This is a genomic window from Cyanobium sp. Aljojuca 7A6 (assembly GCF_024346455.1).
GTDB lineage: Bacteria > Cyanobacteriota > Cyanobacteriia > PCC-6307 > Cyanobiaceae > Cyanobium.
In genome coordinates this window covers 70,492-97,207 of sequence record NZ_JAGQCY010000010.1, presented here as the reverse complement: position 1 = coordinate 97,207, position 26,716 = coordinate 70,492, and the positions used below count along the sequence as shown (strand labels likewise).

Sequence of the window (26,716 nt, the reverse complement as noted above, 5' to 3'; positions counted from 1 at the left end):
GGGATTCCGGCGCAGGAGCATGGGACGACAGGGCAGCGGGGGCCACCGAGGGGTGGGTAGCGATGAACACATCGTGGCCATGACCCAGCTGCGCTGGCAACAACCGGATGGTGCAAGTTTTCTGCTCCGTCCCACGGCAGCGCCAGCCTCGAGGGCAGCGATGGCCTCCACCGACAGGGTTCCCGCGTGCTCCCCAGGCAGAGCCTGGCTAGATTGCAGATCGCTACAGACACATCATCGTTGGCCGTTCTCAACCGCTGCGCGATCGCGGTGGCACCCCGGCAGCCGATGGTGGACTGGACCCGGCCCTTCTGGACCCGCGAGGACATGGAAGGACTGGGGGAAGACCACAGCCTTTATCTGATCCCCACCTACGACAGCGACGTGGAAGCCCAGGACCGGCTGCTGGACAACTATGGGCAGATTTTCGCTGCCGAACTCGAACTCTGGTGCCGCGATCGCAGCCGTTGGCCCCACCCCCGCAGCCTTGAACTGTTCGAGGCCTGGTTCTCTGTCCGCTTCTACCCCCTTGTCGAGGACCTGGACAGCGAGCCACTGCACACCTACGTCATTGATGACGATTTGCAGGACGCCCTGCGCGAGGCCATGGGCTGAATCATGTTCTTCCGCATTCACCACCAGCTCAGCTACACCTACGAACGGCCCGTCTTCCTGGAGCCCATGACCCTGCGCCTGACCCCCCGTCAGGACGGCAGCCAGAGGATCCTGGAGCACCATCTGCGGCTGGTGGATCCCGCCGCTGGCCTCACGCGGGTGCTGGAGCCCGATGGCACGGACGCCATGGTGGCCTGGTTCCAGCAGGAGCGGGACCAGCTGACGATCGAGGTGGACATGCTGCTGGAAACCCTGCGCAGCAATCCGTTCGACTGGATCGTCACCCACAGGGAAGCCCAGCACCTGCCGGTGGCCTACCCCGTGGCGGAGGCCTGCTCCCTGGCGGGTTGCCGCCATGACCAGGTCGATCCGGCTGTACGTGCCTGGGCCCAGACGATCGCCGACCAGGTCGACGGATCGGCCACCGCCTTCCTCAGCGCCCTGGCCGACGAGATTCACCACGGCTTCCACCATGTGGGTCGGCTGGAAGGGGAGCCCACCGCGGCGGCGGAGACCCTCGCGACGCTCACCGGAGCCTGCCGGGACACCGCCGTGCTGTTCATCGCGGCCTGTCGCAGCCAGGGCCTCGCGGCGCGGTTCGTCAGCGGCTACTCGATGCACCATCCCCCGGAGGTGAGCGAACACGAGCTGCACGCCTGGGCGGAGGTGTACCTGCCGGGAGGCGGCTGGAGGGGGTTCGACCCCAGCCTGGGTCTGGCGGTCGCCGATGGCCACGTGGTGCTGGCCGCCGCACCGGATCACCACTTGGCGGCGCCGGTCAGTGGCCGATACCGGGGAACTGGTGTGGGTTCCAGCCTGTCCTATCTGATCCGGCTGCGGGCCGCCTCCAGCCTCGAGGAGTTGGAGGGAACAGCTCAGCCGATGGTCCCGAGCTGAAGCCAGCACCCCGCCGGGGCCAGCTTCTCAACGATCACCGGTGCCCGATGGGTCTGAAAGAGGCTCTGGGCATAGCGCTCGGCCTCGTCACGGTGATCGAAGAGGGGGCCGAGCACCTCGTTGGGAACGGTGGTCTCGTTCTGGTCAGCGGGTCGGACCCGGTAGCGGCCACGAGGGCTGGGTTCACTCATGGCACCAATCTGCCTCCCACCTTCCGCAAGTCGCCCTAGCAGCAGAGTGTCTTCCAATCCGTGGCCAACTCCCCACACGACAGGACCACCCGAATCGCGATCGGCCCAAAAAAAACCGCCCCGGAACATCCGGGGCGGTTGGAGAGGAGAAGGGGTCTCTGGGGAGACCCGGTGACTCAGTAACGGCTGCGGCCGCCGCCACCGCCGCCATAGCCGCCGCCGCCACCACCGCCGTAGCCGCCACCGCCGCCGCCGCCGGAGCGACCACCGCCGCCACCGCCACCGCCGGTGCGGGGCTCGGCCTTGTTGACGCGGATGCTGCGACCCATCCACTCCACATCCTGGAGGTCGTCGATGGCCTTGGTCTCGTCGGCGTCGTTCGTCATTTCAACGAAAGCGAAACCCCTCTTGCGGCCGGTGTCGCGATCAAGAGGAAGGGTGCATTGGCGAAGTTCGCCGTACTGGGCGAACAGATTTTTAACATCTTCCACTTCGGCGTCGAAGGAAAGATTTCCGATGTAAATGGTCATGAACCTGAAAAAAAACTATGAACCGATCCTTCGACAGCCCTTTTAGAAAGTGATGAGCTCGCTGGAGAGAAATCTTGGAATCTCACCTACCTTACAGCCCCCATGGGCCCAGAACGGCCGGACGCCAAAGGTCGGGGTCACCGATCGGAGAGCTGCGGACATGGCGCAGCGCATCTGCAGCCTCCAGGCCCACGGCCTGCTCCCTGGTTTCACCCCTCGGACAACCCGTGTGATGGGCGATCCTCGCAAGGGGCAATGGCCTGGACGGTGAGTCATTCCGTGCCATGGCCAACGGGCAAGTCAAGGCTGACGAAACGGCATTTCCAGAGTTCGGCAGCAGCGACGTAACTGAAGCTGGAGCCGGACGTGCGGATGACCATCCGGGAATGCCTTCACCAGTCTTCACAGTGATCCGGGTGGCCACGGAGACCGCGTCAGCTCCACTCACATGCGGGACATGGCCACGATCTTGCTGAGCTTGTCCCTATCCAATCCTTCAAGTTCGTCCAATTGCAGCAAACCGTCTTTCACCAGGCTGGCGAACACGAACAAGAGTCCGGAAAGACGAAAATCAAAGCGACCCTCGATTTCATGACGTTGAATGCTGAGGAAATCATGAAGTTTCCAGCATTCCTCCACGGAGTCCATGCGATTGGCATGGGCTTGAGCAGCCCGAATGATGCCGAGGGCGGCCCGGGAATGGGCTGTATCAAAGGCCCGACGTGCCACTTCCTGCTCCTGCTCAGTCCACCCCAACACCGCCGTCACCATTGAGCTCAACACTTGTCTTCTAACCCTAACGCGCGAGCCTGAGCTGCCGCGAGCCGTTCCCCTGCCCGTGATCAAGGGAAACGCGGCGCCTCAACTCCGGCAGGCGAAACCATGGCACACCCGGGTAGGCGTGATGCTCCCAGTGGTATCCAAAGTGATAACAAGCCAGTAAGGAGAGAAAGTGGCAGTAACCCAGACTTTTCACCGCATGGCTGCTGACAGGGAGCGCTCCTTGGCTGCGGTGGGGAAGGTACGTTCCAAAGAGAAACAGCTGCAACGAGCTGAGCACCAGCGGCAGCACCCAGAACGCGACCACATTCACCGCCCGCTGGGGGTCCAGCAGCACCAACAGGGCTGCTGCACTGATCCAGGTGACAAGGAGCAGGCCCAGCTGGTTCCAGGAGAGATAGTTTCCCATGAAACGCACATACCAGCGCAGGGCGCCATCACCGCTGTCCAGCCGGAAATCGGGATCCCTGGCGCTGCCAGGGGAACGGTGATGGCGTAGGTGGTGGCGACGGCAGCGGCCAAAGGGCAGGCCGGCGTAGAGCAGCAAGGCCAGACGGCCCAGACCGTCGTTGAGGGCTGGACGCCCGGGGACAAGGGTGCGGTGCATGGCATCGTGACCCAGGATGAACAGCCCCGTCTGCAGAAACGTGCGCACAGCGATGGCCAGCAGAATGGCCACTGGGGACCAGGGGGCCGAATGGGCCAGCAGCAAACCGATGAGGCTGGCCAACCAGCCCCAGAAGATCACCATGCCAAGCCAAAACCCCCGGCCCTTTTGGGCCGGGGGAACGGAGGAGACCCTGGCCTCCACCGTGGCGGGATCAGGCTGAATTGGAAGGCTCTTCAGCGCGCGAATTTGAGCAGTTCGGCCGGGGAAGCCAGCAGATCAATCGCCACAAAGTAGATCTTGTTGTCGGGATCCAGCAGGAAGCGCCAGGCCACATTCATGCCAACGCCAGCACCGAACCAGGGGGTCTGGACTTTCCCGGTGACCTTGATCTGGGTGAAGCCGCCATCGGAAGGCTCGCTCACGCCACTTTCGGGGAGAAGTTTTAGGTTCTGGCAATCTTCGCGGAAGAAGCGCAGCACGGCATCGGTTCCGACGATCGGTCGTTGGAACGGGGGCTGCAGGGCGCCATCGGCAAGGAACAGCTTGATCAGCTGGTCGAAATCGTTGGCATTGAGCAGATCCATGTAGGACTGGATCGTGGGGTTGTCGATTCCAGCGATCGACACCTTGGTGCGTTGCTCGGGAGCCGTGGGAAGAACGATCGGCTCCGCAATGCGATCGGCAGCGTCCACCTTGCTGGGGTCGAAGCCCATGTAAACGACGAAGTTGCGCAGAACGGTGATCTGCTGACCGGCATCGATTCCCTTGAGCGAGGACAGCACCGAGGCGGCGTTGGCCGACAGCTGATAGCCCTCAGGGATGGGGGCAACAAGTCCTTCCTCCATCCACTCGCCGAGGCGATACCAGAAGCCCAGTTTGATGTTGACCGACCAGATGGCGTAGGTGCGGCAGATGTCGGTGTCGGCCCTGTTGGCCAGATCCACCATCACCTGGCTCTGCTCAGCGAAGGTCATGGCCTTGATCCGGCTGAGCACCGGCTCGGCGAACTGCATCCGGGCGGCGCCGGGGGCCGCGATGGTGATGGTCTTGCCCATCTCGAGGTAGGCGAACCAGATCAGCGCCAGCTGGTCTTCCGCGTTCAGCAGAGCAAAGCGGGCGGTGAGGGCGGGCACCACGTCGGCGGAAAGTGTGTCCGGAAAGATCTGGGACGCTTTTTCGAGCGTGAACATGACAGGAAAGCTCCGGAGGTCAATAAATCTTTACAAATCCTAATGCACGGTGGACCTGTGCTGCCGCTGAGACCACCTGACACCAAGGAAAGCACGATTCCGTGTCCACCAGCACAGCGAGCAACAAGCGGATAACCACTGCAGGGATTCGAGAAAGGGTCCCTGGAAGGTGGAGGCCCCCAGGGACCCTCGATCACTGCGCTGCGGTGCTCAGCATCGAGGCCGCGGTCCACAGCACCAGGCCGGTGAGGGCAAAGCCACCAGCGGTGACGAGCCCTTGCCAGATCTTGCGCGCCAGGGGCGAGGGCTGCTCACCGAGCCAGGCGGGACGAGGGGTACCCGGCGACCAGGGGCTGGCGCCACGGGGCGCCCTGCTGGCGATCACGTCGCGCCAGCGGCCGTCATAGCGGGGAGCTTGTTGGTTGAAGGGACGCTCTCCCTGGGCCCGGCCCGGCAACACCCTGGAGCGCTGGTAGGGCACCGTGTCGTAACCGAAAGCCTCGAGATACTCGGCCGAGTCCAGCAAGGCATCCACCAGGGCGACGAGACCATGCTGGGCGATCAGGATCGAATAGCTGATGCGTTCCTGATCGCCATAGACAGGTCGGCCCAGAACCCTGCCAACCAGTTGCTCAACCAGGCGATAGTTGCTGTTGCAGTCATAGAAACCCTCACGGAATCGCCTGGAAAGCAGCAGCCCACGGATGAACTCCCTCATGGTGATCTGTCCGCTGCGGAGCTGGGATTCCAGCACCACTTCGCGATCCACTTTGAAGGCGTGAAAGAAGATCTGGCGGTAGGCCTGCTCGATCTGGATGTCCAGGCCGAGGCGATCCCCGGCGGGTTTGCCGGTCTCCAAGCTGGCAACGGCCTGGCGGGGTGATTCCTCGCTGGCGATCGCATAACTCGGCACCCTGGCGTTGAGGCTTGAGGGTCGGGCGGCGAGCAGTGGAAGGGCCATGAAGGACTTCAGGGGAGAATGACCCGGAAAGATACCGAAGATCAAAAGTGAGCTTGGGCCGGCGGCCCGATCCCTCACACAGCTTTACTTTTCTGGCCTGCCACAGGTGGCTCCTGCGGAGCCCGCGGCAGCAGGGGAGCAGGAAGCTCGGAGCTCTCACACTCCATTCTGAGAACCCGCTCAAGGGTCTGATTGCGGTAATTCCGAAGACAGTACTTACAACCCCCGGTGGTCTGGAGATGGCGCTCGGGTGTGATCACGACTTCCCTGACAGGATGTTCGACACAACGAATCTTGATCGGCGTGCGATAACTCTTGTAGGTCATCTGGGAATAGTCGTATCTGGCGCCGAATCGAGAGATGGCTCGCTCCAGGAATGTGGCCTCGTCAATCCGTAACCCCATTGTTAACTCTGAGCGAATCCATTGGTAGAGCCCACTGGGAGTTGCTCCTGAACCCCCGTTCCGGTGACGGGGCACCGATGGACTCCGTAGGGCCTGCCGGTGCCTCAGTCGACTGTCATCAAGAACCGATCGACGCGTTCGACCGTTCCAGCACTCAGGGGATTCTGCCCCCTGAGTCGGGTGGGCCGCCGCAGCGCAGGATTTCTCCACACTTCAGCGCAGACGCCGCCCAACGCAGAGGGGTAGGGGATCCATCAAGCGCTCAGTGGTGCGGGCTCTCGGGGGGCTCCATCTCCTCGGTGATGACGTGGAATCCTGTGAGCTGGTGATCGCCGAAAGAGCGCAGGAAGGGCACATCCGCCGCGTCCCGACCCCTGGCGATCAGCACCCGGCCGATCCGTGGGGTGTTGTGGCGGGCATCGAAGACATGCCAGCGATCCTCGAGGAACGCCTCGAACCAGGCCGAGTAGTCGATCGGATCTGGCAGGGCCTCAACGCCCGAGTAACCCAGGTAGCCGGTGCAATAACGCGCTGGAATGTTGAGGCAACGGCAGAGGCTGATGGCCAGGTGGGCGAAATCCCTGCAGACGCCGCGCCCCTCCCGCAGGGCGTCGTGGGCGGTCTTGTCGCTGCTGGCGGCGCCGTAGTCGAAGCGAAGCTGTTCATGCACCCAGTCACAGATGGCCTGCACCCGCGCCCAGCCGGGCCGGACACCACCGAAGCGCCCCCAGGCGACCTGGGCCAGGCGATCGGTGTCGCAATAGCGGCTGGGGTTGAGATAGGGGTAGGTGACGATCGGCAGGCCCCCCACCGGGCACTCGCCCACATCCGCTGCCACCGGATCGGGATGGCCGTCATCGGCTACCACCACCTCAAACCCCAGGGTGGTGTTGCCGGCGGAGGCCATGAAGCGGCAGGCACGGTTGCCGTCGGCGTCGGTAAGCACCTCGGCGATCCGATCCGGGCTCAACCACAACCGTTCCGGCCCGACCCGATCCTCAAGGCGGCTGCTGTGGGGATGGACCAGGGCCAGCACCGGTGTCGGGGCCCAGCAGGAAAGAGTCAGTTCGCAACCGAGCCGGATCAGCATGGAGAAGGCAAGAGAAACGGCGCGCTGCCCCGATGGTCGATTGTGGCCCCCCGACAGGGAATCCGTGGTGGGACCGGAGAGATGTCAGCGGGACAGGAAACGGCACACTGGCGATCCGAGCCAGAAGACGCTAGTACGGACGTACTTGCCGTCCGGTCATGTCCTCCCTCCCGCCATGCACCCCAGCCCTCGTCTCCTGGCCCTATCTGGGGCCGGAGCAGCTGCTACCCAGCCGCAGCCGGCGCGTCTGCCTCACCTGCCACTGGTTCCGACACCACGCAGGGGCCGATAACCTGCCCCTGCTCAGCTGCCAGTGGCGTCAGGCCCTGATCTGCCACGGCGACCACCTCACCCAGCGCTGTCCCTGCTGGATCGACCCTCTCCAGGGCGGTGTTGGCTGGTGCCCGGAAGCCGCCTGACGCCCGCTCCCTCAGGCAAGGCCCTGGATAGGGTGTGGCTCGCCCCCAAGCCCGTCCGCATGGCCATCGTCCGCGCGCAGGGCCTCGGCAAGACCTATCGGGTGGCCGACAAGCAACCCGGACTGGCCGGCACCCTGCGTCACTTCGTCAACCGCCGCGAACGCACGATCGAGGCCGTGCGGGATGTGAGCTTCTCGATCGAGCCAGGCGAGTTCGTCGGCTTCCTCGGGGCCAACGGCGCCGGCAAGACCACCACCTTGAAGATGCTCACGGGGCTGATCCACCCCACCAGCGGCACGGTGGAGGTGGCTGGCTGCCTGCCCCATCGCCGCCAGGCGGCCTTCCTCGGCCAGATCACCCTGGTGATGGGCCAGAAGCAACAGCTGATCTGGGATCTGCCGCCGCTGGATTCCCTGCGGGTCAATGCCGCCGTCTACGGCATTCCCCCAGCAGAAAGCCGGCGTCGCATCGCCGAGCTGGCGGAGATGCTCGAATTGGGGGATGAATTGCGCCGGCCCGTGCGCAAGCTCTCTCTCGGTCAGCGGATGAAGGCGGAGCTCCTGGCGGCCCTGCTGCACCGTCCGGCGGTGCTCTTTCTCGATGAACCCACCCTGGGGCTGGATGTGAACGCCCAGGCCAGAGTGCGCAGTTTCCTGGCCGATTACAACCGCCGCTTCGGCGCCACCGTGCTGCTCACCAGCCATTACATGGCCGACATCACCGCCCTCTGCCCCCGGGTGCTGCTGATCCACGAAGGCCGCCTCTTCTACGACGGCGGCCTGGAAACGCTCACCCAGCGCCTGGCCCCCTGCCGCGAGGTGCGCCTCGAATTGCACGAGCCCATGGGGGCCGACGCCTTCGCGAGCTATGGCGAGGTGGAGGCCATCGAGGGCCGGGAGGTGCGGCTGCTGATCCCGCGGGAGCGGCTCACCGAGCAGGTGGGACGGCTGCTGGCCGATCTGGCCGTGGTCGATCTCTCCGTGTCCGACCCGCCGATCGAGGACATCATCGGCCGGCTCTTCCATCAGGGGGCCCTGGCATGAGGGTGGCCCTGCGTCAGCGGCTGGGCCATGGCCGCCGCATCGCCGCCGTACTGCTCTCCAGCCAGTACGCCTACATGCTCGAGTACCGGGCCGAGATCGTGCTCTGGGCCCTCTCGGGGGTGCTGCCCTTCATCATGCTGGGCCTCTGGAGCGCCGTCGATGCCGGCGACGGGCTGGGCATGAGCTCCCTCCAGCTGGCCCGCTACTTCCTGGCGGCGTTCGTGGTGCGGCAGTTCACGATCGTCTGGGTGATGTACACCTTCGAGGAGGACAATCTCAGCGGCCGCCTGTCGCCCTACCTGCTGCAGCCCCTGCCGCTGGTGTGGCGCTACGTGGCCGCCCACCTGTCGGAGCAGGCCACCCGCCTGCCCTTCGTGGCGATGCTGGTGGGTCTGTTCTTCCTTCTCTATCCCGCCGCCTTCTGGTGGCCGTCTTTCTCATCGCTGCTGCTGACGGTGCTGGCCACCCTGGCCGCCTTCGCCCTGCGCTTCCTGATGCAGTTCACCTTGACGATGGTGTGCTTCTGGAGCGAGAAGGCCAGCGCCCTGGAACGGCTCCTCTACCTCCCCTATCTGTATCTCTCGGGGCTGGTGGCCCCCCTGGCGCTCTACCCCGAGGCGGTGCGCAACGTCGCTTTCTGGACCCCCTTCCCTTACATGATTGATGTGCCCGCCAGGATCCTGGCCGGTGAGCCGGTGGCGGTGGGCCAGAGCTTCGCGGTCATGGCCGCCTGGGCCGCTCTGCTGCTGCCGATCAATCTGCTGCTGTGGCGCCGGGGGCTGCGCCACTATTCCGCCATGGGGGCCTGATGGGCCGGTATCTCTCCACCCTGCGCATCTTCTGGATCGCCTCGCTGACGGCGGAACTGGAATATCAGGCGAATTTCCTGATCGAGCTGGTGGCCACGGCCGGCAATCTGGTCGGCAGCATCTTCGTGCTGTCACTGTTTTATGGGCGCGGCCAATCACTGGGGGGCTGGAGCTGGGAGGGGGCCATGGTGGTGCTGGGGGTCTACACCTTGCTCGAGGGGGTCACCAGCACGCTGCTGCAACCCAACCTCAGCACGATCGTGGCCCACGTGCGCACCGGCAGCCTCGATTTCGTCCTGCTCAAGCCGATCGACAGCCAGTTCTGGCTGTCGGCCCGCACCGTCTCCCCCTGGGGTCTGCCTGGCATCGCCATGGGGGCCGGCCTGATCGGCTACGCCGCCTGGAAGGCCGGCGCCACCCCGGCGCCCCTCACCCTGTTGGCGGCAGCCCTGATGCTGGTTGCCAGCCTGCTGATCCTCTACAGCCTCTGGTTTGTGCTGGCGGCCAGCAGCATCTGGTTCGTGAAGATCTGGAACGCCACCGAGGTGCTGCGCAGCGTGCTGGTGGCAGGACGCTTTCCGGTGAGTGCCTTCCCGGCCGGCCTGCGGGCCTTCTTCACCTTCATCGTGCCGGTGGCCTTCCTCACGACGGTGCCCGCCGAAGCGATCCTGGGGCGGGCCTCCGGCCCCTGGCTGCTGGCCGGCGGCGCGGTGGCCATCGCCTCGGTGGTGCTGAGCCGCTGGTTCTGGCAGTTCGCCCTGCGCTTCTACACCTCCGCCTCCAGCTGAATGGAGCCGATCGTCCCCCTGCCCCTGGCGGCGCTGCCGGCCCTGCCCCCGCTGGCCCTGGCGGTGGTGGGCCATGTGGAGATGGTCAGCTTCATCGGCGTGGACCATCTGCCGGCAGCCGGCGAGATCCTCCATGCCGACGACTTCTGTGAGCTCCCCGCCGGCGGCGGCGCCGTGGTGGCCGTGCAGATGGCCCGTCTCACGGGAGAGCGGATTCCCTTCTTCACGGCCCTGGGCAACGACCCCCTCGGGCACCGGGCCGCCGAAGAGCTCGAGGGCCTGGGGCTGGAGCTGCACATCGCCTGGCGCCAGGCGCCGACCCGGCGGGGCCTCACCTTCATCGACGCCGGCGGCGAGCGCACGATCACGGTGATCGGCGAGCGGCTGATGCCCACCGGCGCCGATGGATTGCCCTGGGAGCGGCTGGCTCAGACCGACGGCGTCTTCGTCACCGCCACCGATGCCGGCGGGCTGCGGCTGGCCCGGCGGGCCCGGGTGCTGGCCGCCACCCCGAGGGTCCGGCTGGCGGCCCTGCGGCAGGCGGGCGTGACCCTCGACGCCCTGATCGGCAGCGCCGCCGACCCCGGCGAGGCCTACCGGCCCGGGGATCTGGCGCCGGCGCCCTCGCTCTACATCGGCACCGAGGCGGAGCGGGGCGGGGTGCTGATGCCCGGCGGCCGCTATGCCGCCGTGCCGCGCCCGGGGCCGGTGCGGGATGCCTACGGCGCCGGCGACAGCTTCGCCGCCGGCGTCACCACGGCCCTGGCCGCCGGCTGGGATCTGGGACAGGCCATCAGCCTCGGCGCCCACTGCGGCGCGGCCTGCCTCGATGGCCGCGGGCCCTACGCCTGCCAGCTGCGGCTCAGCCGCCGCTGACCAGCAGCAGCAGACGGTTGCCCTCCGGATCGGCCAGCCAGGCCTCGGCCCCGAAGGCTTCCTGCCGCGGCGGCTCCACCGCCACCGCCCCCAGGGCCAGCACCACGGCGAGCCAGTCGTGGAGCACCTGCAGGGGGGGCGCATCGCCCGCCGGGCGGGAGAAACACAGGGCCAGCCGGCCCTCGCCCCGGGGGCGGGGACGCCTCCGGGAGGGGGCGTAGATCTCCAGCCGGCGCTCTCCCGGCCCCAGCAGGCGCCAGTGGCTGGGGCTGAATCCCTGCAGCGGGTCCGTCCCCAGCAGGGCGCCGTAGAAGGCGGCCAGCCGTTCGGGGTCATCGGCGGCCAGCACCAGGAAAGACGACGGGACGGCGGACGTCATGACGGAAGCAGCCGCGGCTCGCCACCATGGCAGCAGAACGGATCCCCGAGAGCCATGGCGGTGCTGGTGCTGAACGAAGCGGAGCGGCGCAAGCTGGACGGCTCCGACGATGGTCTTTTCTATGCCGAGCCGCGCTTCGTGCAGCACCTCGACGGCGCCTTCCGGCGCCGGCTCACGGCGCTCTACCGCGAGCGGATCCCCCCCTGCGCGGTGGTGCTGGATCTGATGAGCAGCTGGGTGAGTCACCTGCCGGAGGACATCCGCTACGAGGAGGTGATCGGCCACGGCCTCAACGACGCCGAGCTGGCGGCGAACCCCCGCCTGGACCGCCACTGGCTGCAGAACCTCAACAGGGACCAGCACCTTCCCCTGGCTGACGCCAGCGTGGATGCGGTGCTGATGGTGGCGGGCTGGCAGTACCTGCAGCGCCCCGAACCGGTGGCAGCCGAACTGCTGCGGGTGGTGCGTCCCGCCGGCCAGGTGATCGTGGCCTTCTCCAACCGGATGTTCTTCCAGAAGGCGCCCCAGATCTGGACCGACGGCAGCGATCGGGATCACCTCGCTTACATCAGCCGGGTGCTGCAGGCCCAGGGCTGGCCGGCCCCGCAGCTGATCGCCGAGTCAACCCGGGCCGAGGGACCCCAGGGGTGGCTGGGGGGGCAGGGGGATCCGTTCTTCGCCGTGGTGGCCGAAAGGCCCGCGCCGTAGGCCACACCTGATGCCGGTTCCCATCCCTTCGCCAACCCTGGACGAGCCCCTGCCCCCCTGGCGCCCGCTGCTGCGCGGGGCGCTGGAGCGACAGGGACGCTCCCCCCAGGCCCGCTGGCTGCAGCTGGCCAGCCTGGCCCGGGACGGCACACCCCGGGTGCGCACGCTGGTGTTCCGCTGCTGGGCCGGAGCAACGGGCCTCGATCTGCTCACCGACCGCCGCAGCGCCAAAAGCGGCGAACTGAATGGGATGGCACCACTGGAACTCTGTTGGGTGCTCCCGAGGGCCCGCTGCCAGTTCCGCCTCAGGGGCCATCGGCTCCAGCTCGGAAGCGACGCAGAACGGCAGGCCCTGGAACGCCACTGGCAGGCCCTCACCCCCAGGGGCCGCGCCCTCTGGGGCTGGCCGGCGCCGGGAGAACCCCTGCAGCCAGACGCGCCGTTTCCACGGGAACTCCAAGACGGCGCCCCGAGGCCGGAACATTTCGAACTGCTGCGGGTGCAGCTGCAACGGGTGGAGCTGCTGGAGCTGGTGGGTCACCCGCACAGGCGTCGCAGCTGGCGAGCTGACACGGGATGGCAGGAAGAGTGGCTCAACCCATGAGGCGGTGGGTCCGGAGCGGCAGCCACGTTTAACAGATCTTTACATTAGCCTGGGTCCAAAGCGAGAGTTCCATGCTGGAAGCCCTGTTCCCCATTGTTTACATGGTGAGTTTCGCGGTGATCGCCGGCGGTGCCTTTGCACTGATGACCCAGAACCTGCGCAGCGCCTCGACAATGCCGGCTAAGCGTCCACCCCATCCTGAAGCTCCCGCCCCGGGGGAGGAGGTTCTCTATGTGGACCTCAGCCGAGAACGGCTCGAGCAACTCTACGAACAGGCCAGCTGAAGGAGGTTCGTCAGCTGGGGAAGACGGTGATGCTGGACATTTCCTGGTAGTTGTCATCCGCCATGCTGTCGACCCGAAACGAGGTCCAGGTGGCGAACGGTTCAGGATCGGCAGCGACCACGGGCCATTCGATCCTTCGCCTCTGGTAGGTGAGCCCAACACAGGTCAGGGCCTGATCGTCGGCCATTAATGACCAAAGCAGCCTCAGGTCGCTGCGTTCGTAGGGGATCTTGCCCTGCTGAATGCAGGGATCGGCTGGATATCCAGGTGTAAGACCAAGGGACCGTTGGTTCTCCCAGCAGAGATAGTCACCATTTTCGGTGGGATAGAACCAGCAGGTTTCGTTGTCGGCCTCCCTCAGGGAGAACTGATCAAGGCACCGGATCGTCTCGATGCCAAGACGCTCTGCCGGATGGCCGGTGTCTTGCAACTCGGGACCGCTGAGTTCGTAGGCCCCGAGCCAGAGGGATCGGGGTTCCAGATGGGGGACCAAGGCGTCACAGATCAGCCTGCGGACGGACCCAGCCCCAGGGGAGGGGGAGGATCTGTCCTGGCAGGGGTCGCTGCGAAGGGGCTCAAACGGGTCGGCACCACTGACGTTGGCCTGGCCCGAAGCGACCAGGTCGTCAAGGTTTTGCTCGGTTGGCGTTCCGGCGCGGTACATGCGCAAGGCAACACCGCTGCCGACGCCCAGGCGCTGGGCGGCCAGGAGATCGGCCCAGGCCACGCCATCACCGGGCAGGGCACCTTCAGGGGCCAGTACGAAGACAAGAGCGTGCGCCATAGCGGATCAGGGTGAACGCTGCAGACATCAAAGCCCGGATGGCAGAACCATCCGGGCTGAAGCTGGCGAACCTTTCGGTTGATCAGCCGAGGCCGATCTGGGCGAGGATGCCTTGGCCGGTGAGGATCTCGGTGCCGAGGCCGATCACGAAACCGAGCATGGCAAGGCGGCCGTTCCAGGTTTCAGCGAAGGCGACGAAGCCGAAGCGGGTGGTGGAGTCGGTCATGGAAGGAGTTTGTTTGCGAAACTTGAAGGGAGTGTAAACGATCGTGAAGCGTTGTGACTGTCGTCAGCGATGCCGTTGCCGACCCAGTGGTTCGATCCACTCCTCCAGGACGCCTGGGGTGGTCGTCTTGGGGGTCGGGGGGTCTGCAGACACCAGACGACAGCCCAGCTGGATGTCGCCCTGATCGAGCAGGCGACCGAGCCTCAGGGCAGTGGCCTCCTCCAGACGTGAGAAGCGGTCCTGCCCATGGGCGAGCCAGGAGAGTTCGGTGGGGGTGATGATCCCGGTGGAGAGGGATTCGAGGTAGAGCTCGCCGACCGTCATGACTGATGTAACGGAACGTAAAGATCCTGGCGCGCGGCCGCGGCGATCGTGATGGCGGGCCTCGCGGGACCGAATCAGAGCGGCCGCGCATCCGAAGGGGGCGTACCTTTACGATTTTTTAGACGTTCTTCGGGGACGGGTTCGCTGACCCGTCTTTTTTTTGCCCCTCTCCCTGTCCCAGAGGCAGGATGAAGGCGCAGTCGGCGGGGAAACGGATGGAGACGGAAACGGTGCTGCCCCTCGCCGGGGCGGCGGTGCTGATCGTGATGGTGGTGGTGGGGGTCGTCGTGGTGGTGCTGCGGCCCAGCGATCTGCCGAAGCGCTGAGCAGGATTTCTATCCTGCGGCGATGGCGCTTCAGGTGGTCTGGTTCAAGCGCGATCTGCGCATCCATGACCACCGCCCCTTGGTGGAGGCGGCCCAACGCGGCCCGGTGCTTCCCCTGTTTGTGGCAGAACCGGAGCTCTGGCAGCGCCCTGACAGCTCAGAGCGCCAGTGGAGCTTCTGCCGGGAGGCCCTGCTGGAGTTGCGCGACGCCCTGGCCGGCCTGGGCCAGCCCCTGGTGGTTCGTATGGGTGAGGTGGTGGCCGTGCTCGAGGCTGCCCATCGCCGCCATGGCATCGAGGGGCTCTGGAGCCACCAGGAGACCGGCAACCTCTGGACCTACGACCGGGACCGCCGCGTGGCTGCCTGGGCCCAGGAGCGGGGGATCCCCTGGCGCGAATGCGCCAGCTTCGGCGTGATCCGGGGCCTGAAGGATCGCCGCGGCTGGGCGCGGGCCTGGGAGCAGCGCATGGCCGAACCCCTGCTGGCCCCTCCCGCGGCCCTGGTTCCCCTGGCCGGGGTCGCCCACCGCACCCTGCCCAGTGCCGCCGATCTGGGCCTGGCGGCGGACCCCTGCCCCCAGCGGCAACAGGGCGGTCGCCGCGCCGGCCGGGAGCTGCTGGAGGGGTTCCTGCTGGAGCGGGGACGCGGCTACCACCGCCGGCTCTCCAGTCCCCTGACCGCCTTCGAGGCCTGTTCGCGGCTCTCGCCCCACCTGGCCTGGGGCGCGCTCTCGATGGGGGAGGTGGTGCAGGAGGCCCGCGCCCGCCGGCTGGCCCTGGCGGCGCTGCCGGCCAACGCCAGCGCCGGCTGGCCCCGGGCACTGGACGCTTTCATCTCGCGCCTGCACTGGCACTGCCACTTCATCCAGAAGCTGGAACGCCAGCCCTCGATCGAAATCCAGGAGCTCCATCCAGCCACCATCGGGCTGCGCCGCACCGATCCTGAACGGCTGGCGGCCTGGAGCGAAGGGCGCACCGGGGTGCCGTTCGTGGATGCCTGCATGCGCGCCCTGCGGCACAGCGGCTGGATCAACTTCCGCATGCGGGCGATGCTGCTGTCCTTCGCCAGCCATCACCTCTGGATGGACTGGCGCGACAGCGGCCTCCACCTGGCCCGCCAGTTCGTGGACTACGAGCCCGGCATCCACTGGAGCCAGTGCCAGATGCAGAGCGGCACCACCGGGATCAACACGATCCGGATCTACAACCCGATCAAGCAGGGCCTCGACCACGATCCGGATGGCCTGTTCCTGAGGCGCTGGCTGCCGGAACTGGCGGCGGTGCCAGCCGTCTGGCGGCATGAGCCCTGGCGGATGGATGCGGCCACCCAGGCAGCCAGCGGCTGCCGCCTCGGCCTCGATTACCCGGCCCCGATCGTGGATGTGGCCGGCGCCGCTCGGGAAGCCCGGGAACGGCTCTGGGGCCTGCGACGCCAGCCCGGCTTCGGCGCTGCCGCCGACGCCATCCAGGAGCGTCATGGATCCAGGCGTTCGGGACTGCCCCCCTCCGGCAAGGGCGGTGGTCCCCGGCGGCGGCGGGTCGCCGCCGGCCAGCTCTGCCTGGATCTGGGCCTGGAACCTGGGCCAGAGACGGACCACGCTTCACGTTCCGTTACCTAAGGCGCCAGAATCTTCATAATTCTCCCGCCGCCATGACCACCACCCTCCTGCTTGAGATCTTCGCGGGATTCTTCACCGCCTTCATCGCCCTGTGGATGCTGGCGCTCAACCGTCCGGCCGCCAGCGCCGCAACGGTTGTCAATGTGGAAGAGAGCGTCGCTGCCGCAGCCCCAGGCCTCGCCATCACCACGACCGTTCGCCAGTTCCTTCAGTCCTATTTCCTGCGGGAAGGCCGCCTGGCTAACACCGGCCTGCTGATTCTGCGGCTGGCCATCGGGGCGATGATGATTCACCACGGCCAGGACAAACTGGGGGATCCACAGTCCTTCGCCGACAACTATGTAGTGCCCCTGCACCTGCCCTTCCCGTTGTTCCTTGCCCACGTGGCGGGCTACTCCGAAATCATGGGCAGCTGGCTGCTGATCCTCGGTCTGCTGTCACCGCTTGGCGCTCTGGCCCTCACCGGCACCATGACCGTGGCGGCCTACCACCACATCCTCACCAGCGGGCTCAACATCTATGTGCTTGAGCTGGTGGTGCTCTATCTGGGCGGCAGCCTCGCCCTGCTCCTGGTTGGCCCGGGCCGATATTCCTTTGATGCCGGCATCGTCAAAGGACTGGCTGCCGATTCCAGCGACAACGCAGCAACGGCTTCCCCCACCAGCGCCATGGCTGCCAGCTACGACTTGATGCCTGAAGCCAGCTGAGCGATCCCAGGGGGAGCGAGCAGCTGGATCGTTCAGCTCAAACCCGTGGCAGGCTTGTCTTCTGGCTCCTTGACCTCCCATGACCCGCGAGCACGACCCCTTCCGCATCCCCCGCGCCGGCTGGGAGGCCGCACCCCTGGCGGGGCTGGCCTCGGTGGATCTGAACCGGAACGGCGGCACCTTCAGTGGTGGCGAGTTCTTTTCGGAATCCACCGTGGGTGGGGTTGTCCTTTATGCCACCTATCAAGCCTTGCTCAGCGCCCTGCGTACCGAGGCCCTGCGCAAACGGGGCGAGATCGACAGGATCACCCAGGTGAGGTTGGTGCTGGGCACAAGCCTGGAATCCGCCAAAACCGGTGTGGCCGTGGGTGCCGTGCTCTCGGTGGTGCTGCTGGTTTTCCCCTGGCTGGCGGCCCCCATGGCGGTGATGGGTGTGCTGGGCAGTGCCAAAGCCTCCCTGGACCTGTTCCATGCCTTCTGGGATGGTCTCGACGCCGATCAGAAGCTGCAGATCAGCGTGGCGGCCCACGAAGCTGGCGTGAACCTGCGCCAGTTCTTCAGTAACGATTCCGATGGAGCGGGCACCGTGGCCGCGGGTTGACAGCCCTCACTGGCCGCCGAACAACTGCTGCAACAACCCACCCAGGGCCTGCCCCAAGCCTTCAGAGTCGCCTCCCTGCACCACCTGTCCGTAGGCGTCCACGGGCTGCAGCGCTTGATTCAGCTGGGCGGTGGTCGCCTGGATGGTGCTTCTGAAGCCCAGGTTGAACACGTTGCTCCAGCCCAGCTGAAGATTGGTGCGGTACTGGTCGGCCGTCACCTTGGACACAACGGCCGCCGTGGAACCATTCGGCAACTGGATGGTCCATGGGTTGTTGCCTTGGGCCGTGAATCGGATCGTTCGTAGCTGGTTTGAGACCGGCAGCCTGTCGAAGGTGAAGGCCAGGCTCTTGGCGCCGTTGACGTTGTTCTGAACAATCTCGTAGCGGCAGGCGCCGTTGTAGATGGAGACACCCCCGTTCGTCCAATTGCAGGTCCCGCCCTGGCGGGTGCGTGTGAAGGGAGGCCCGAGGCTGCTGGTGGGTGGCTGCCCGGGGTTGAAGCCGCTGCCCGGTCCCCAGGCGGATCCGGACCCCCCGATCACCGTGCCCTGGCCGCCCTGGTTGCCGGCCGCGGAATTTGTGCCAAACACCCAGGAGTTCAGCCGTGGGTCGAAACTGGTGCGCTGGCTGTTGGTCCAGCAACCGCGCAGGTTGAAGTTGCAATAGCGGCCATCGGCGAAGGTGACGTCGACAATGGGATTGTTGACCAGATTGTTCTCCAGATTGCGGCGCGCACGACGACCGAATTGCCGCTCTGTTTCGGCCAGGGCGGCACCGTTGGCATTGAAACAGACGCTCACGGAGCTGTCACAGATCACCCCCTGCATGGGGAAGGAAACGGATCTGTAGTTGGGCTGACCATAGCCTGGTGGCAAGGATCCCCCGCCGCCGCCCCATGGAGAATTCTGCGGCTGTTGCTGCTGCGTGGGAGGACCCCAGGGATTGCTCTGAGCGAGGGCCTCAGGAGACATCGAAACAATGGGCAAGACGGTGAACAGAATGGACGAACAAACAAAGACCCTCGCGAGAGCGCGAGAATGAGCGTGCATCAACAACCCGTTCGAGAGATTCTTCATCATGCCTTGATCACTGGAATCTAGAGTACCAGAATAGGTCTCTTCCTTCTAAGTTTCCTGGCAATCTGCAGCATCAAAGCAGAAGAAATCTCAATGTATTTGAGCGTACGCCGCGATAACTCTCCATGGCCCTGAGCGGCCTGGCTGCCACCTCACTCTGCTTCGAGGCTGCCACGCACCATGTTCATGCCGCAGTGGAACGGGTAAGGGCCCGACCGGGTGGGCAACAGCTCAATGCTTGTGGTGGCACCAAGGGGCAGGTCGAGGGTGCGCTGAAAGTCCGGAAAGATCACCTGGGCAACACAGCCGCTCGGATCGGTGCGGTGAAACCGGAGCAGCACGGGCCGGCCGGCCTTCACCCTGATCTGGGACGGGGAGTAACCGCCATCCACGGTGATGGTGATCTCCTGCAGCCCCTGGTCCCCTTCGCTGGCCACCACGCCACCACCATGGCGGCCCAGAAACCACCAGAGCTCCGCGGCGATCAGGGCCAGCCCCGCCGCCGCCACCAGCAGCTGAAGGGCCAGCGGCTGGGGGATCGTGCGCCACAGGGGCGCTGAGAGAACGAGCGGCGCTGACGCAAAGAGGGGCGTCATGCCACGGCCCCCGTGGAGCGATGGGCGGGCCGGAAGCGGCGCAACCGCAGGGCATTGCTCACCACCGACACCGAACTGAAGGCCATGGCGGCCCCCGCCAGCATCGGGTTCAGCAGCCAACCCGTGAGCGGGAACAGCAGACCGGCGGCGATCGGGATCCCCGCCACGTTGTAAGCAAAGGCGAAGAAGAGGTTCTGGCGAATGGTGGCCATGGTGCGGCGGCTGAGTTCGATCGCCGCTGGCACACCGCCCAGATGCCCCGAGAGCACGGTGATGTCACTGGCGGCGATCGCCACATCAGTGCCCGTGCCCATGGCGATGCCCACCTCCGCCCGGGCCAGGGCCGGAGCATCGTTGAGACCGTCGCCCACCATCGCCACCGGTCCCTGTCCGTGCTCCTGCAAGCGCTGCACCACTGCCGCCTTGTCGCCGGGAAGCACCTCGGCAATCACCCGCACGATTCCCACATCGGCGGCCACCACCTCACTGGTGCGGCGGGCATCGCCGCTGAGCAGCACCACCTCGAGCCCCAGCTTGCGCAGGGCGGCCACGGCGGCATGGGCTTCTGGCTTGATCGGATCGGCGATGCCGAAGCAGGCCTCCATCCGCCCGGCCACCGCCACGGCGGCCACGCTGCGGGCGGCCCGCTCGAGGCGCGCCACCACCGGAGCGAGGGGGGCGGTGTCCAAGCCCGAGGCTTCCAGCCAACGGGGGCTGCCCATCCGCACCTCCTTGCCGGCCACGGTGGCCAGGACACCACGTCCGGTCATGGCCTCAAAAGCCTCCACATCCGGAGGCTCTTCATGGCCCCGGCGGCCCGTGGCATAGGCCACGATCGCCTCGGCCAGGGGATGTTCTGAGCGCGACTCCACCGCCGCCACCAGGGCCAGGAGGCTCTGGACAGGCATCTGCCCCCCCTGGAGGCGTTCGAAATCGGTCACCTCGGGCTGGCCGGCGGTCAGGGTGCCGGTCTTGTCGAGCACAATGGTGCGCAGCCCACCGGCCGTTTCCAGCGCCTCGGCGCTGCGGAAGATCAGGCCGTTCTCAGCCCCTTTGCCGGAGGCCACCATGATCGCCGTGGGGGTGGCCAGGCCAAGGGCGCAGGGACAGGCGATCACCAGCACGCTGACCAGGAACAGCGTCGCCAGAACAACGTTGCCGCTGACCAGAAACCACAGCACAAAGGTGGCGATGGCGATGGCGATGACCACCGGCACGAACCAACCCACCACCTGATCCGCCAGGCGCTGCACCTGGGTGTGGGAACTCTGGGCCTGGCGCACCAGCTCCACGATGCGGGCCAGCATCGTGTCGGCGCCCACCCGGGTGACGCGGAACGTGAAACTGCCGCTGCGATTCATTGAAGCGCCGATCACCCCATCCCCGGGACCCTTGGCCACCGGCGTCGGCTCGCCGGTGAGCATCGATTCCTCCACCCAGGAACTGCCTTCCACCACCACCCCGTCGAGGGGCAACTTCTCGCCGGGGCGCACCTGAATGAGATCACCCGCCACCACGTTCGCCACGGGAATTTCGGTGGCAATCCCATCGCGCAACACCCGCGCCGTGGCGGGCTGGAGCTGGAGCAAGCGGCGGATCGCCTCGGAGGTTTGGCCCCGTGCCCGGGCTTCCAGCAACCGGCCCAGCAGCACCAGGGTGAGGATCACGGCGGCGGTTTCGTAGTAGACGTCGGCGGGCAGGCCCTCGTCGGTCAATACACCCGGGAACAGGGTGACCACCAGCGAAGCCAGCCAGGCGATGCCGGTACCGGCGGCCACCAGGGTGTTCATGTCGGCACTGTGGCGACGCAGGGCCGACCAGGCGCCGCTGAAGAATTCCCGCCCGCACCAGAACAGCACCGGCGTACTCAGCACCAGCTGGGTCCAGGGGCTGGTGAACCAGCCGGGCAGCCAGGCGATGTGGACGCCAAGCATGTGGGGCAAGGTGGCAACCATGACCAGCAAGGTCAGGACCACCGCCACCGACAGCTTGCGGCGCAGCACGGTGAGCTCATGGGCCAGCTCCCGCTCCATCCCCGCCGTGGCGCCGGTGACCGGTTCGGCGTGACAGCAGGGAGAGCCCATGGTGGAGTTGCGCATCAGGGACTGGCCGGGGCCGAAGCCAGAAGGTTCACCCTATGGGCTCCCCTCCACTGGAGAGTCAAGCCCTGGCTGACCATCCGGCCTCGTCGCCGGATCAACCTTGGGCCAGCAGGGCCCCCAGGCCGATCTGCTGAAGGATCCCCGAACCGGTGAGGGCCTCCAGCGCGAGACCGATGCCGAAGCCAAGCATCGCCAAACGGCCATTCAGCAGCTCGGCGCGGTGGTGGAAGCCCCAGCCGCTGTCGCTGCCAGGATTAGCCAGATACATACGCGGCTCGATGACTTTTGGGTCAAGAAGCTTGGATCCTTCGGTGTCCCACATCCCGCCTTCCGATTCAGCGAAATGGGTGACATGGAGCTTTTTCTGAGTCTTTACAGGAGTTGTCATGGTGATGGCTTGTAATGGAACTGTTGAATGTTGGGAAAGCAAAACGCTTGATGGCATCCACCACGACATCCCGTTCATTGGGGATCCCGGCAGGTTGGCAACGATCTCGACTCTGCACCCGAACTGTGAGGCTCAGATACCTTCTTCCTGCCCACAACCTAAGGAGAGAATCCAGCAACAAATCAATCGCAGCAGATTGATCTGGACTTCTGACGGATGACCCATCCTTCAGATCAGCGAAACGCAGCGCACGGGAGCCGCTCAGGGTGAAACCCGTACACTTCTGAGGGTGTGCGGCGATCCACACATGGTGAGGGGAAGGGCGCTGCACGACGCCGCATCTAGGCTGACCTGTGCCTACCTGTCACGACTGGAACCTCCTGGAGGAGCAGGCCCGGACCCTGCGGGATCGGCTCAGCCTGGACGAAAAACTCGACCTGCTCGACGGTGATACCCCGTTCTGGGGTGGCCTGGCGGAGATCGCCCTGCACGATGCCTCCCATCGACGCCCTTGGCCGGCCGGGGTGGTGAGCCGCCTGGGCATCGGTGGGCTGCACTTCGTCGATGGCCCGCGCGGGGTGGTGCTTGAAGGCGGCGCCACCACCTTCCCGGCGCCCATCGGGCGCGGTGCCAGTTGGGACGTTGATCTGGAGGAAAGGATCGGCGAGGCCATGGGCAAGGAGGCCCGATCCTTCGGCGCCAATCTGTTCGGCAGCATCTGCGTCAATCTGCTGCGCCATCCGGGCTGGGGTCGGGCCCAGGAGACCTACGGCGAGGACCCGCTGCATGTGGGCGCCATGGGGGCCGCCGCCAGCCGGGGCGTGCAGCGCCATGCCATCGCCTGCGTCAAGCATTTTGCCCTCAACTCGATCGACAGCGCCCGCTTCCGGGTTGATGTGGACGCCAGCGAGCGGGTCCTTCAGGAGCTTTACCTGCCCCAGTTCCGTGACTGCGTCGAGGCCGGGGCCCTGGCGGTGATGAGCGCCTACAACAGTGTCAACGGGGCCTGGTGCGGCCAGCATCCCCATCTGCTGCGCGAGATCCTCAAGCAGCGCTGGGGCTTCCGTGGCTTCGTGCTCACCGACTTCATCTTCGGGATCCGCGATGGGGAGGCCGCCATCGCCGCCGGCCAGGACCTGGAGATGCCGTTTCGGATGATCTTCCAAGCCACGCTTCCAGCGGCGGTGTCCGCTGGACGGGTGCCGATCGCGCGGATCGATGACGCCGTGCTGCGACTGCTGCTGGCCCAGGGAACGGTTCCCGGGGGCGACTACCCCAAGGCGCTGCGTCATTGCGGCGTGCATCGGGCACTGGCGCGTGAGGCGGCCACCAAATCGATCGTGCTGCTCAGGAACGAGGGCAGCGTTCTGCCCTTGAAAGGGATCAAGGCGCTGGCGGTGATCGGCCCGCTGGCGGACACCGTCAACCTGGGGGACCACGGGTCCTCCGACACCCGGCCAGCGCCGGGGTCGGTGGTGACGCCCCTGGCCGGCCTGCGGGCGGCGGCGCCGGAGATCCAGTTGCATCACACCGATGGCACCGATCTGGCCATGGCCTCGGCTCTGGCGGCCCGCAGCGACGCGGCGCTGGTGGTGGTGGGTCTGGACTGGCGCCACGAGGGCGAGCACATCCACCCTGGCGACCTCGCTCCGATCCTGGGCCAGGCCCCCCCTCCCGCTGGACTGCTGCGCCTGGTCGGTCGCCGCCGCCTGCTGCCGTTGTGGTCGCATCTGACGGCCGCGGTCGCCCAGGTGACACGCCTGGGTTCGGCCCGTGCCGGCGGCGCCTTCGCCTCGGGCGACCGCACCAGGCTCCAGCTTCCTGCTGAACAGGAGGCCCTGATCCTGGCCGTCGCCGCCGCCAACCCCCGCACGGTGGTGGTGCTGATGGGCGGCGGGGCCATCCTCTGCGAAGCCTGGCGCCAGCGGGTACCAGGCCTGCTGCTGCTCTGGTACCCCGGCCAGCAAGGCGGGGAGGCCCTCGCCGACGTCCTCCTCGGACGGGTGTCGCCCTCGGGCCGGATGCCCTTTGCCGTGCCCACCGATCCCAGCCATCTGCCGCCGTTCGATCCCAGGGCCCGGCAGATCACCTACAACCTGTGGCACGGCTACAGGCGGCTGGAGCGTCTCGGCCAGACGGCCGCTTTCCCCTTCGGCTTCGGCTTGTCCTACAGCCGCTTCAGCCACAGTGATCCGGTGGCCCAGTGGCTCCCCACCCCATCAGGAGCCGAAGGGGCCCTGGAGCTCAGCGTCACGGTGGCGAACACTGGGCTGATGGACGCCGCGGAGGTGGTGCAGGTCTACGCCGAACCTCCCGGCCGGGCCGTGGAGCGTCCCCGACGCACCCTGGTGGGCTTCCGCCGGCTGAACCTTCAGCCAGGTCAGAGCGAGCGGGTGGCGATCCCGATTCCGCTGCGGCGCCTGGCCTGGTTTGATCAGTCCCGCGACGCCTTTGTGCTCGAGGGCGGTCGCCACCGGCTGCTGGTGGCACGCCATGCCGAAGATCCAGGGATCGGGGTGGACCTCCAACTCGAAGCCGGGGTGGTGGGCCGCTGAAGGACCCGCGGGGAATCAGGAGGCTGGCGATGGTGAGCGCGTGGCGCGGCTGTCCAGGCGCTGCAGCGTGCCCTTGACCCGCAGGTGGTTGTAGCGCTGCAGCCAGATGAAGGGCAGGTTGAACAGGGTCGCGAAGATGAGGTTGATCAACACACCCACCGGCGGCACCCAGAGGGCGGTCACGATCCAGAAGGGCCAGAGCGCCAGATGCACCAGCTCGGCCCGGCGGGTCTCCTCCAGCAGGCGCTGCAGGGTGGCGCGATCCCGGCCCACCAGGCTGTTTTTGGCCACACCGCCTGGGAAGGCCGTACCGGCGTCGGGCAGCAGGGATTTCCAGCGGTGAATGCCGAGCCGTTGCTCGAAGCCCTCCTGACTCTCCGGCCAGGGGCGCCTGCCTGTGAGCCAGGTGTCGCGGGCCAGGGCCGACTCGGGCAGTCGCTGGGCCAGCCAGCCGATCAGCAGCGACCACAGCAGCCAACCCAGGCCGCAAGCCAGGACCGCTAGCGCGTCGGAAATCGTCTGCCTTTCCATTCGATTGTCCCCCGCTCAAGATTCAGGATCGCCAGAACGAACACCCCCAGAAAGAACAGCACGGGAATCGGAAAGATCAGGCAGATCCAACCGAAGTCGCCGATCCGGCGGGTGACCACCAGCAGCTGCACGGCAAAGGCGAGGTAGAGGAGCACGCTGGACAGCACGGAAGCGTCCCCCTGCATCGGCCAGCCCAGCAGGGAGGCCGGCAGGCACCAGGCCGACCAGAACAGACCGGAGATCCAGAGAACCACCCCGAGCATCCAGACCCAGCGCACCTCCCCGGCGGCGGTGGCGAAGTTCTTGGCGAAGCCCACCACCATGTCCTGGAGGCCGCCGGGATACATGCGGTAATCGAGCAGCCCCTGGCCGATGTAAGCGCTCACCCGCAGGCCTGCCTGCTCGTACAGATGGCCCAGGAACCAATCCTCCACCACCTTGCCGGCCACCGCCGCATGGCCACCGATGCGGTCGTAATCGGCCCGCATGGTGACCATGGCGGGACCGAAGGCCACGCCACACCCCTTCCCCATCGGCACCGCCATCAGCCCCACCAGGTTGAACAGCACCGAGAGCTGCTCGTAGGGCTTCTCGGTGCGATGGAAGGGCTGCACCGACACCAGACCACCCAGCTCCTGCTGGGCCGCCACAAGCCGTCGCAGGAACTCCGGGTGGGGCTCGGTGTCAGCGTCAAGGAAGATCAGAAGCTCCCCCTCGCTGGCGCGGACGCCATGGTGCAGGGCCCATGTCTTGCCGCACCAGCCCTCCGCCAGGGGCGGCGGCTGCATCACCCTGACCCCTGCCGCTGCGGCGATGGCGGCGGTGCGATCGCTGGAGTGGTCGTCGATCACGATCACCTCCGAGGGGTTGAGGCTCTGCAGCTTCAGGGCGGACAGCAGTTTCGGCAGGGTGTGTTCCTCGTTACGGGCCGGAATCAGCACCGAAAGCGTCGGATGACCCTGCACCCTGGATACCGGCAGGCGCGGCATGCGCAGGCACAGGGCCCAGCCAAGCAGCCAGCGCACCAGCAGGGAGATGGCCAACAGATCCACGGTCGGCACGGCTGCTAATGGTTTCAAGCTAAGGACGCAACAGCTCCTCCACCAAAGCCTCCAGGGCCGCCGGGTGGGTCAGGAGCTGATGGTGATAGCGCACAGGCAGGTTTTTCCCTGGCCCGATCGGCAACATGGCGCGCCACGCCGGCATCACCATCAGATCCGGCTCACAGTAAAAACTGCAGCAATCCACGGGTACGAGGGTGGTGAGATGGGCGTTGAGCTCCGCCAGCAGCGGGCTGCCCGTTTTCAGGTCGGCAATGCCAGCCAGGGGCCAGCGGGGCCATGGCCCGGCCGTGAGGGTGCCCTGCTGGGGGCTGCCCACGCTGATGAAGCGTCGGGTGCGCCGGTAACCGCCCAGGCGTTGGATCCAGGTGCGGGCAATCACCCCTCCCATCGAAAAGCCCAGCAGATCGATGGGCTGCTCCTGGCCAAAGGACGCGTCGATGTGGGTGCCGAGCAGGGCGGCCTGCAGCGCGATCGGCGTCAGCCCGAACCGATGCGGCAGGCGGGGGATCAACAGGGGGCAGCGGCGCCCTGCCAGCTGGCGCTTGAGCGGCTCAAACACAGAAGGGGTGTCCAGCATCCCGTGAATCAGCACCAGCGGCGGAAAGGGATGGGGCCGATCCTGAAGGGTCATCGATCGAC

General features: G+C 66.5%; 33 protein-coding genes. 15 read left to right on the top strand and 18 right to left on the bottom strand.

Features of this window, described 5'->3' with window-relative positions; all coding sequences use genetic code 11:
* The first annotated feature begins 240 nt into the window (after positions 1-240).
* Together KBY95_RS10395 and KBY95_RS10390 are read left to right on the top strand one after the other, a co-directional pair.
* Entirely contained in the window at positions 241-615 is a 375-nt protein-coding gene (locus KBY95_RS10395) for a hypothetical protein (protein WP_254964935.1), read from the top strand.
* 3 nt (positions 616-618) lie between these two features.
* Positions 619-1,512 (top strand): transglutaminase family protein, encoded by an 894-nt coding sequence (locus tag KBY95_RS10390; RefSeq protein WP_254964934.1) that lies wholly within the window; start codon positions 619-621, stop codon positions 1,510-1,512.
* On the opposite strand, the gene KBY95_RS10385 is transcribed toward KBY95_RS10390, so the two are convergent.
* The 7 genes from KBY95_RS10385 to KBY95_RS10355 all read right to left on the bottom strand — a co-directional run bounded on the left by KBY95_RS10385 (position 1,491) and on the right by KBY95_RS10355 (position 7,268).
* The gene (locus tag KBY95_RS10385; protein ID WP_254964933.1) at positions 1,491-1,703 is read right to left on the bottom strand and encodes a hypothetical protein; all 213 of its coding nucleotides are present in this window, start codon (positions 1,701-1,703) and stop codon (positions 1,491-1,493) included. The two genes, KBY95_RS10390 and KBY95_RS10385, sit on opposite strands and share 22 nt — an antisense overlap.
* 176 nt (positions 1,704-1,879) lie before the next feature.
* On the bottom strand, positions 1,880-2,233 hold the full coding sequence (locus tag KBY95_RS10380; RefSeq protein ID WP_254964932.1) for an RNA-binding protein: 354 nt from the start codon (positions 2,231-2,233) through the stop codon (positions 1,880-1,882).
* 444 nt (positions 2,234-2,677) lie between these two features.
* Complete coding sequence (locus KBY95_RS10375; protein ID WP_254964931.1) at positions 2,678-3,004, bottom strand: hypothetical protein; 327 nt, start codon at positions 3,002-3,004, stop codon at positions 2,678-2,680.
* Positions 3,005-3,029: 25 nt separating this feature from the next.
* The gene (locus KBY95_RS10370; protein WP_254964930.1) at positions 3,030-3,764 is read right to left on the bottom strand and encodes a fatty acid desaturase; all 735 of its coding nucleotides are present in this window, start codon (positions 3,762-3,764) and stop codon (positions 3,030-3,032) included.
* Positions 3,765-3,856: 92 nt separating this feature from the next.
* Positions 3,857-4,813: an orange carotenoid-binding protein gene (locus KBY95_RS10365; RefSeq protein WP_254964929.1), complete on the bottom strand. Its 957-nt coding sequence runs from the start codon at positions 4,811-4,813 to the stop codon at positions 3,857-3,859.
* A gap of 193 nt (positions 4,814-5,006) precedes the next feature.
* Positions 5,007-5,774, bottom strand: a complete 768-nt coding sequence (locus tag KBY95_RS10360) for a phycobilisome rod-core linker polypeptide (protein ID WP_254964928.1) — start codon at positions 5,772-5,774, stop codon at positions 5,007-5,009.
* Between the two features lie 666 nt (positions 5,775-6,440).
* Positions 6,441-7,268, bottom strand: a complete 828-nt coding sequence (locus KBY95_RS10355) for a transglutaminase family protein (protein WP_254964926.1) — start codon at positions 7,266-7,268, stop codon at positions 6,441-6,443.
* A 158-nt stretch (positions 7,269-7,426) separates the two neighbouring features.
* Here KBY95_RS10355 and KBY95_RS10350 point away from each other — a divergent pair, with 158 nt between their 5' ends.
* From KBY95_RS10350 to KBY95_RS10330, 5 genes are read left to right on the top strand one after another with little or no spacing between them, the layout of a single operon-like run.
* Positions 7,427-7,687 carry a galactose oxidase gene (locus tag KBY95_RS10350; RefSeq protein WP_254964925.1) on the top strand — a complete coding sequence of 87 codons (261 nt, stop codon included), beginning with the start codon at positions 7,427-7,429 and terminating at the stop codon, positions 7,685-7,687.
* Positions 7,688-7,746: 59 nt separating this feature from the next.
* The gene (locus KBY95_RS10345; protein WP_261353629.1) at positions 7,747-8,730 is read left to right on the top strand and encodes an ATP-binding cassette domain-containing protein; all 984 of its coding nucleotides are present in this window, start codon (positions 7,747-7,749) and stop codon (positions 8,728-8,730) included.
* Positions 8,727-9,539, top strand: coding sequence for an ABC-2 family transporter protein (locus KBY95_RS10340; protein WP_254964924.1), 813 nt, complete (start codon positions 8,727-8,729; stop codon positions 9,537-9,539). The genes KBY95_RS10345 and KBY95_RS10340 overlap by 4 nt, the downstream gene beginning before the upstream one ends.
* Positions 9,539-10,327: an ABC transporter permease gene (locus tag KBY95_RS10335; RefSeq protein ID WP_254964921.1), complete on the top strand. Its 789-nt coding sequence runs from the start codon at positions 9,539-9,541 to the stop codon at positions 10,325-10,327. The genes KBY95_RS10340 and KBY95_RS10335 overlap by 1 nt, the downstream gene beginning before the upstream one ends.
* On the top strand, positions 10,328-11,203 hold the full coding sequence (locus KBY95_RS10330) for a PfkB family carbohydrate kinase (protein ID WP_254964920.1): 876 nt from the start codon (positions 10,328-10,330) through the stop codon (positions 11,201-11,203). It begins immediately after the preceding gene.
* Here the strand turns inward: KBY95_RS10330 and KBY95_RS10325 are convergent.
* Entirely contained in the window at positions 11,190-11,582 is a 393-nt protein-coding gene (locus KBY95_RS10325) for a VOC family protein (protein ID WP_254964919.1), read from the bottom strand. The two genes, KBY95_RS10330 and KBY95_RS10325, sit on opposite strands and share 14 nt — an antisense overlap.
* A 54-nt stretch (positions 11,583-11,636) precedes the next feature.
* On the opposite strand from KBY95_RS10325, the gene KBY95_RS10320 reads away from it, so the two are divergent.
* From KBY95_RS10320 to KBY95_RS10310, 3 genes are all read left to right on the top strand, one after another.
* Positions 11,637-12,290, top strand: a complete 654-nt coding sequence (locus tag KBY95_RS10320) for a class I SAM-dependent methyltransferase (protein WP_254964918.1) — start codon at positions 11,637-11,639, stop codon at positions 12,288-12,290.
* A gap of 10 nt (positions 12,291-12,300) precedes the next feature.
* Positions 12,301-12,894 carry a pyridoxamine 5'-phosphate oxidase gene (locus KBY95_RS10315; protein ID WP_254964917.1) on the top strand — a complete coding sequence of 198 codons (594 nt, stop codon included), beginning with the start codon at positions 12,301-12,303 and terminating at the stop codon, positions 12,892-12,894.
* 71 nt (positions 12,895-12,965) lie between these two features.
* Positions 12,966-13,178 (top strand): hypothetical protein, encoded by a 213-nt coding sequence (locus KBY95_RS10310; protein ID WP_254964916.1) that lies wholly within the window; start codon positions 12,966-12,968, stop codon positions 13,176-13,178.
* Positions 13,179-13,188: 10 nt separating this feature from the next.
* Here the strand turns inward: KBY95_RS10310 and KBY95_RS10305 are convergent, their stop codons facing one another.
* From KBY95_RS10305 to KBY95_RS10295, 3 genes are all read right to left on the bottom strand, one after another.
* The gene (locus KBY95_RS10305; protein WP_254964915.1) at positions 13,189-13,962 is read right to left on the bottom strand and encodes a hypothetical protein; all 774 of its coding nucleotides are present in this window, start codon (positions 13,960-13,962) and stop codon (positions 13,189-13,191) included.
* Positions 13,963-14,044: 82 nt separating this feature from the next.
* Positions 14,045-14,188, bottom strand: coding sequence for a chlorophyll a/b-binding protein (locus tag KBY95_RS10300; protein WP_216909860.1), 144 nt, complete (start codon positions 14,186-14,188; stop codon positions 14,045-14,047).
* A gap of 63 nt (positions 14,189-14,251) precedes the next feature.
* Positions 14,252-14,512, bottom strand: coding sequence for a hypothetical protein (locus KBY95_RS10295; RefSeq protein ID WP_254964914.1), 261 nt, complete (start codon positions 14,510-14,512; stop codon positions 14,252-14,254).
* A 188-nt stretch (positions 14,513-14,700) separates the two neighbouring features.
* Between KBY95_RS10295 and KBY95_RS10290 the strand changes: the two genes are divergently transcribed.
* The 4 genes from KBY95_RS10290 to KBY95_RS10275 all read left to right on the top strand — a co-directional run bounded on the left by KBY95_RS10290 (position 14,701) and on the right by KBY95_RS10275 (position 17,764).
* The gene (locus KBY95_RS10290) at positions 14,701-14,838 is read left to right on the top strand and encodes a hypothetical protein (protein WP_254964913.1); all 138 of its coding nucleotides are present in this window, start codon (positions 14,701-14,703) and stop codon (positions 14,836-14,838) included.
* Between the two features lie 22 nt (positions 14,839-14,860).
* Positions 14,861-16,456 (top strand): FAD-binding domain-containing protein, encoded by a 1,596-nt coding sequence (locus KBY95_RS10285; protein WP_254964912.1) that lies wholly within the window; start codon positions 14,861-14,863, stop codon positions 16,454-16,456.
* Between the two features lie 32 nt (positions 16,457-16,488).
* Positions 16,489-17,163, top strand: a complete 675-nt coding sequence (locus KBY95_RS10280) for a DoxX family protein (protein WP_254964911.1) — start codon at positions 16,489-16,491, stop codon at positions 17,161-17,163.
* 79 nt (positions 17,164-17,242) lie between these two features.
* Positions 17,243-17,764 (top strand): hypothetical protein, encoded by a 522-nt coding sequence (locus KBY95_RS10275; protein ID WP_254964910.1) that lies wholly within the window; start codon positions 17,243-17,245, stop codon positions 17,762-17,764.
* Positions 17,765-17,770: 6 nt separating this feature from the next.
* Here the strand turns inward: KBY95_RS10275 and KBY95_RS10270 are convergent, their stop codons facing one another.
* The 4 genes from KBY95_RS10270 to KBY95_RS16500 form a co-directional block, all read right to left on the bottom strand.
* Entirely contained in the window at positions 17,771-18,640 is an 870-nt protein-coding gene (locus tag KBY95_RS10270) for a hypothetical protein (RefSeq protein ID WP_254964909.1), read from the bottom strand.
* A 353-nt stretch (positions 18,641-18,993) separates the two neighbouring features.
* Entirely contained in the window at positions 18,994-19,437 is a 444-nt protein-coding gene (locus KBY95_RS10265; RefSeq protein ID WP_254964908.1) for a cupredoxin domain-containing protein, read from the bottom strand.
* A complete protein-coding gene (locus KBY95_RS10260) occupies positions 19,434-21,536 on the bottom strand; it encodes a copper-translocating P-type ATPase (RefSeq protein WP_254964907.1) in 2,103 nt (700 codons plus the stop codon). The genes KBY95_RS10265 and KBY95_RS10260 overlap by 4 nt, the downstream gene beginning before the upstream one ends.
* Before the next feature lie 97 nt (positions 21,537-21,633).
* The gene (locus KBY95_RS16500) at positions 21,634-22,005 is read right to left on the bottom strand and encodes a hypothetical protein (RefSeq protein WP_396095012.1); all 372 of its coding nucleotides are present in this window, start codon (positions 22,003-22,005) and stop codon (positions 21,634-21,636) included.
* 275 nt (positions 22,006-22,280) lie between these two features.
* Between KBY95_RS16500 and KBY95_RS10250 the strand changes: the two genes are divergently transcribed.
* Positions 22,281-24,482 carry a glycoside hydrolase family 3 C-terminal domain-containing protein gene (locus KBY95_RS10250; protein WP_254964906.1) on the top strand — a complete coding sequence of 734 codons (2,202 nt, stop codon included), beginning with the start codon at positions 22,281-22,283 and terminating at the stop codon, positions 24,480-24,482.
* Between the two features lie 15 nt (positions 24,483-24,497).
* Here the strand turns inward: KBY95_RS10250 and KBY95_RS10245 are convergent, their stop codons facing one another.
* The 3 genes from KBY95_RS10245 to KBY95_RS10235 are packed head-to-tail and all read right to left on the bottom strand — an operon-like array spanning position 24,498 to position 26,708.
* Positions 24,498-25,013 carry a hypothetical protein gene (locus KBY95_RS10245; protein ID WP_254964905.1) on the bottom strand — a complete coding sequence of 172 codons (516 nt, stop codon included), beginning with the start codon at positions 25,011-25,013 and terminating at the stop codon, positions 24,498-24,500.
* Positions 24,983-26,074 carry a glycosyltransferase family 2 protein gene (locus KBY95_RS10240; RefSeq protein ID WP_254964904.1) on the bottom strand — a complete coding sequence of 364 codons (1,092 nt, stop codon included), beginning with the start codon at positions 26,072-26,074 and terminating at the stop codon, positions 24,983-24,985. The genes KBY95_RS10245 and KBY95_RS10240 overlap by 31 nt, the downstream gene beginning before the upstream one ends.
* A gap of 19 nt (positions 26,075-26,093) precedes the next feature.
* Positions 26,094-26,708: a triacylglycerol lipase gene (locus KBY95_RS10235; RefSeq protein ID WP_254964903.1), complete on the bottom strand. Its 615-nt coding sequence runs from the start codon at positions 26,706-26,708 to the stop codon at positions 26,094-26,096.
* Between the last annotated feature and the right edge of the window lie 8 nt (positions 26,709-26,716).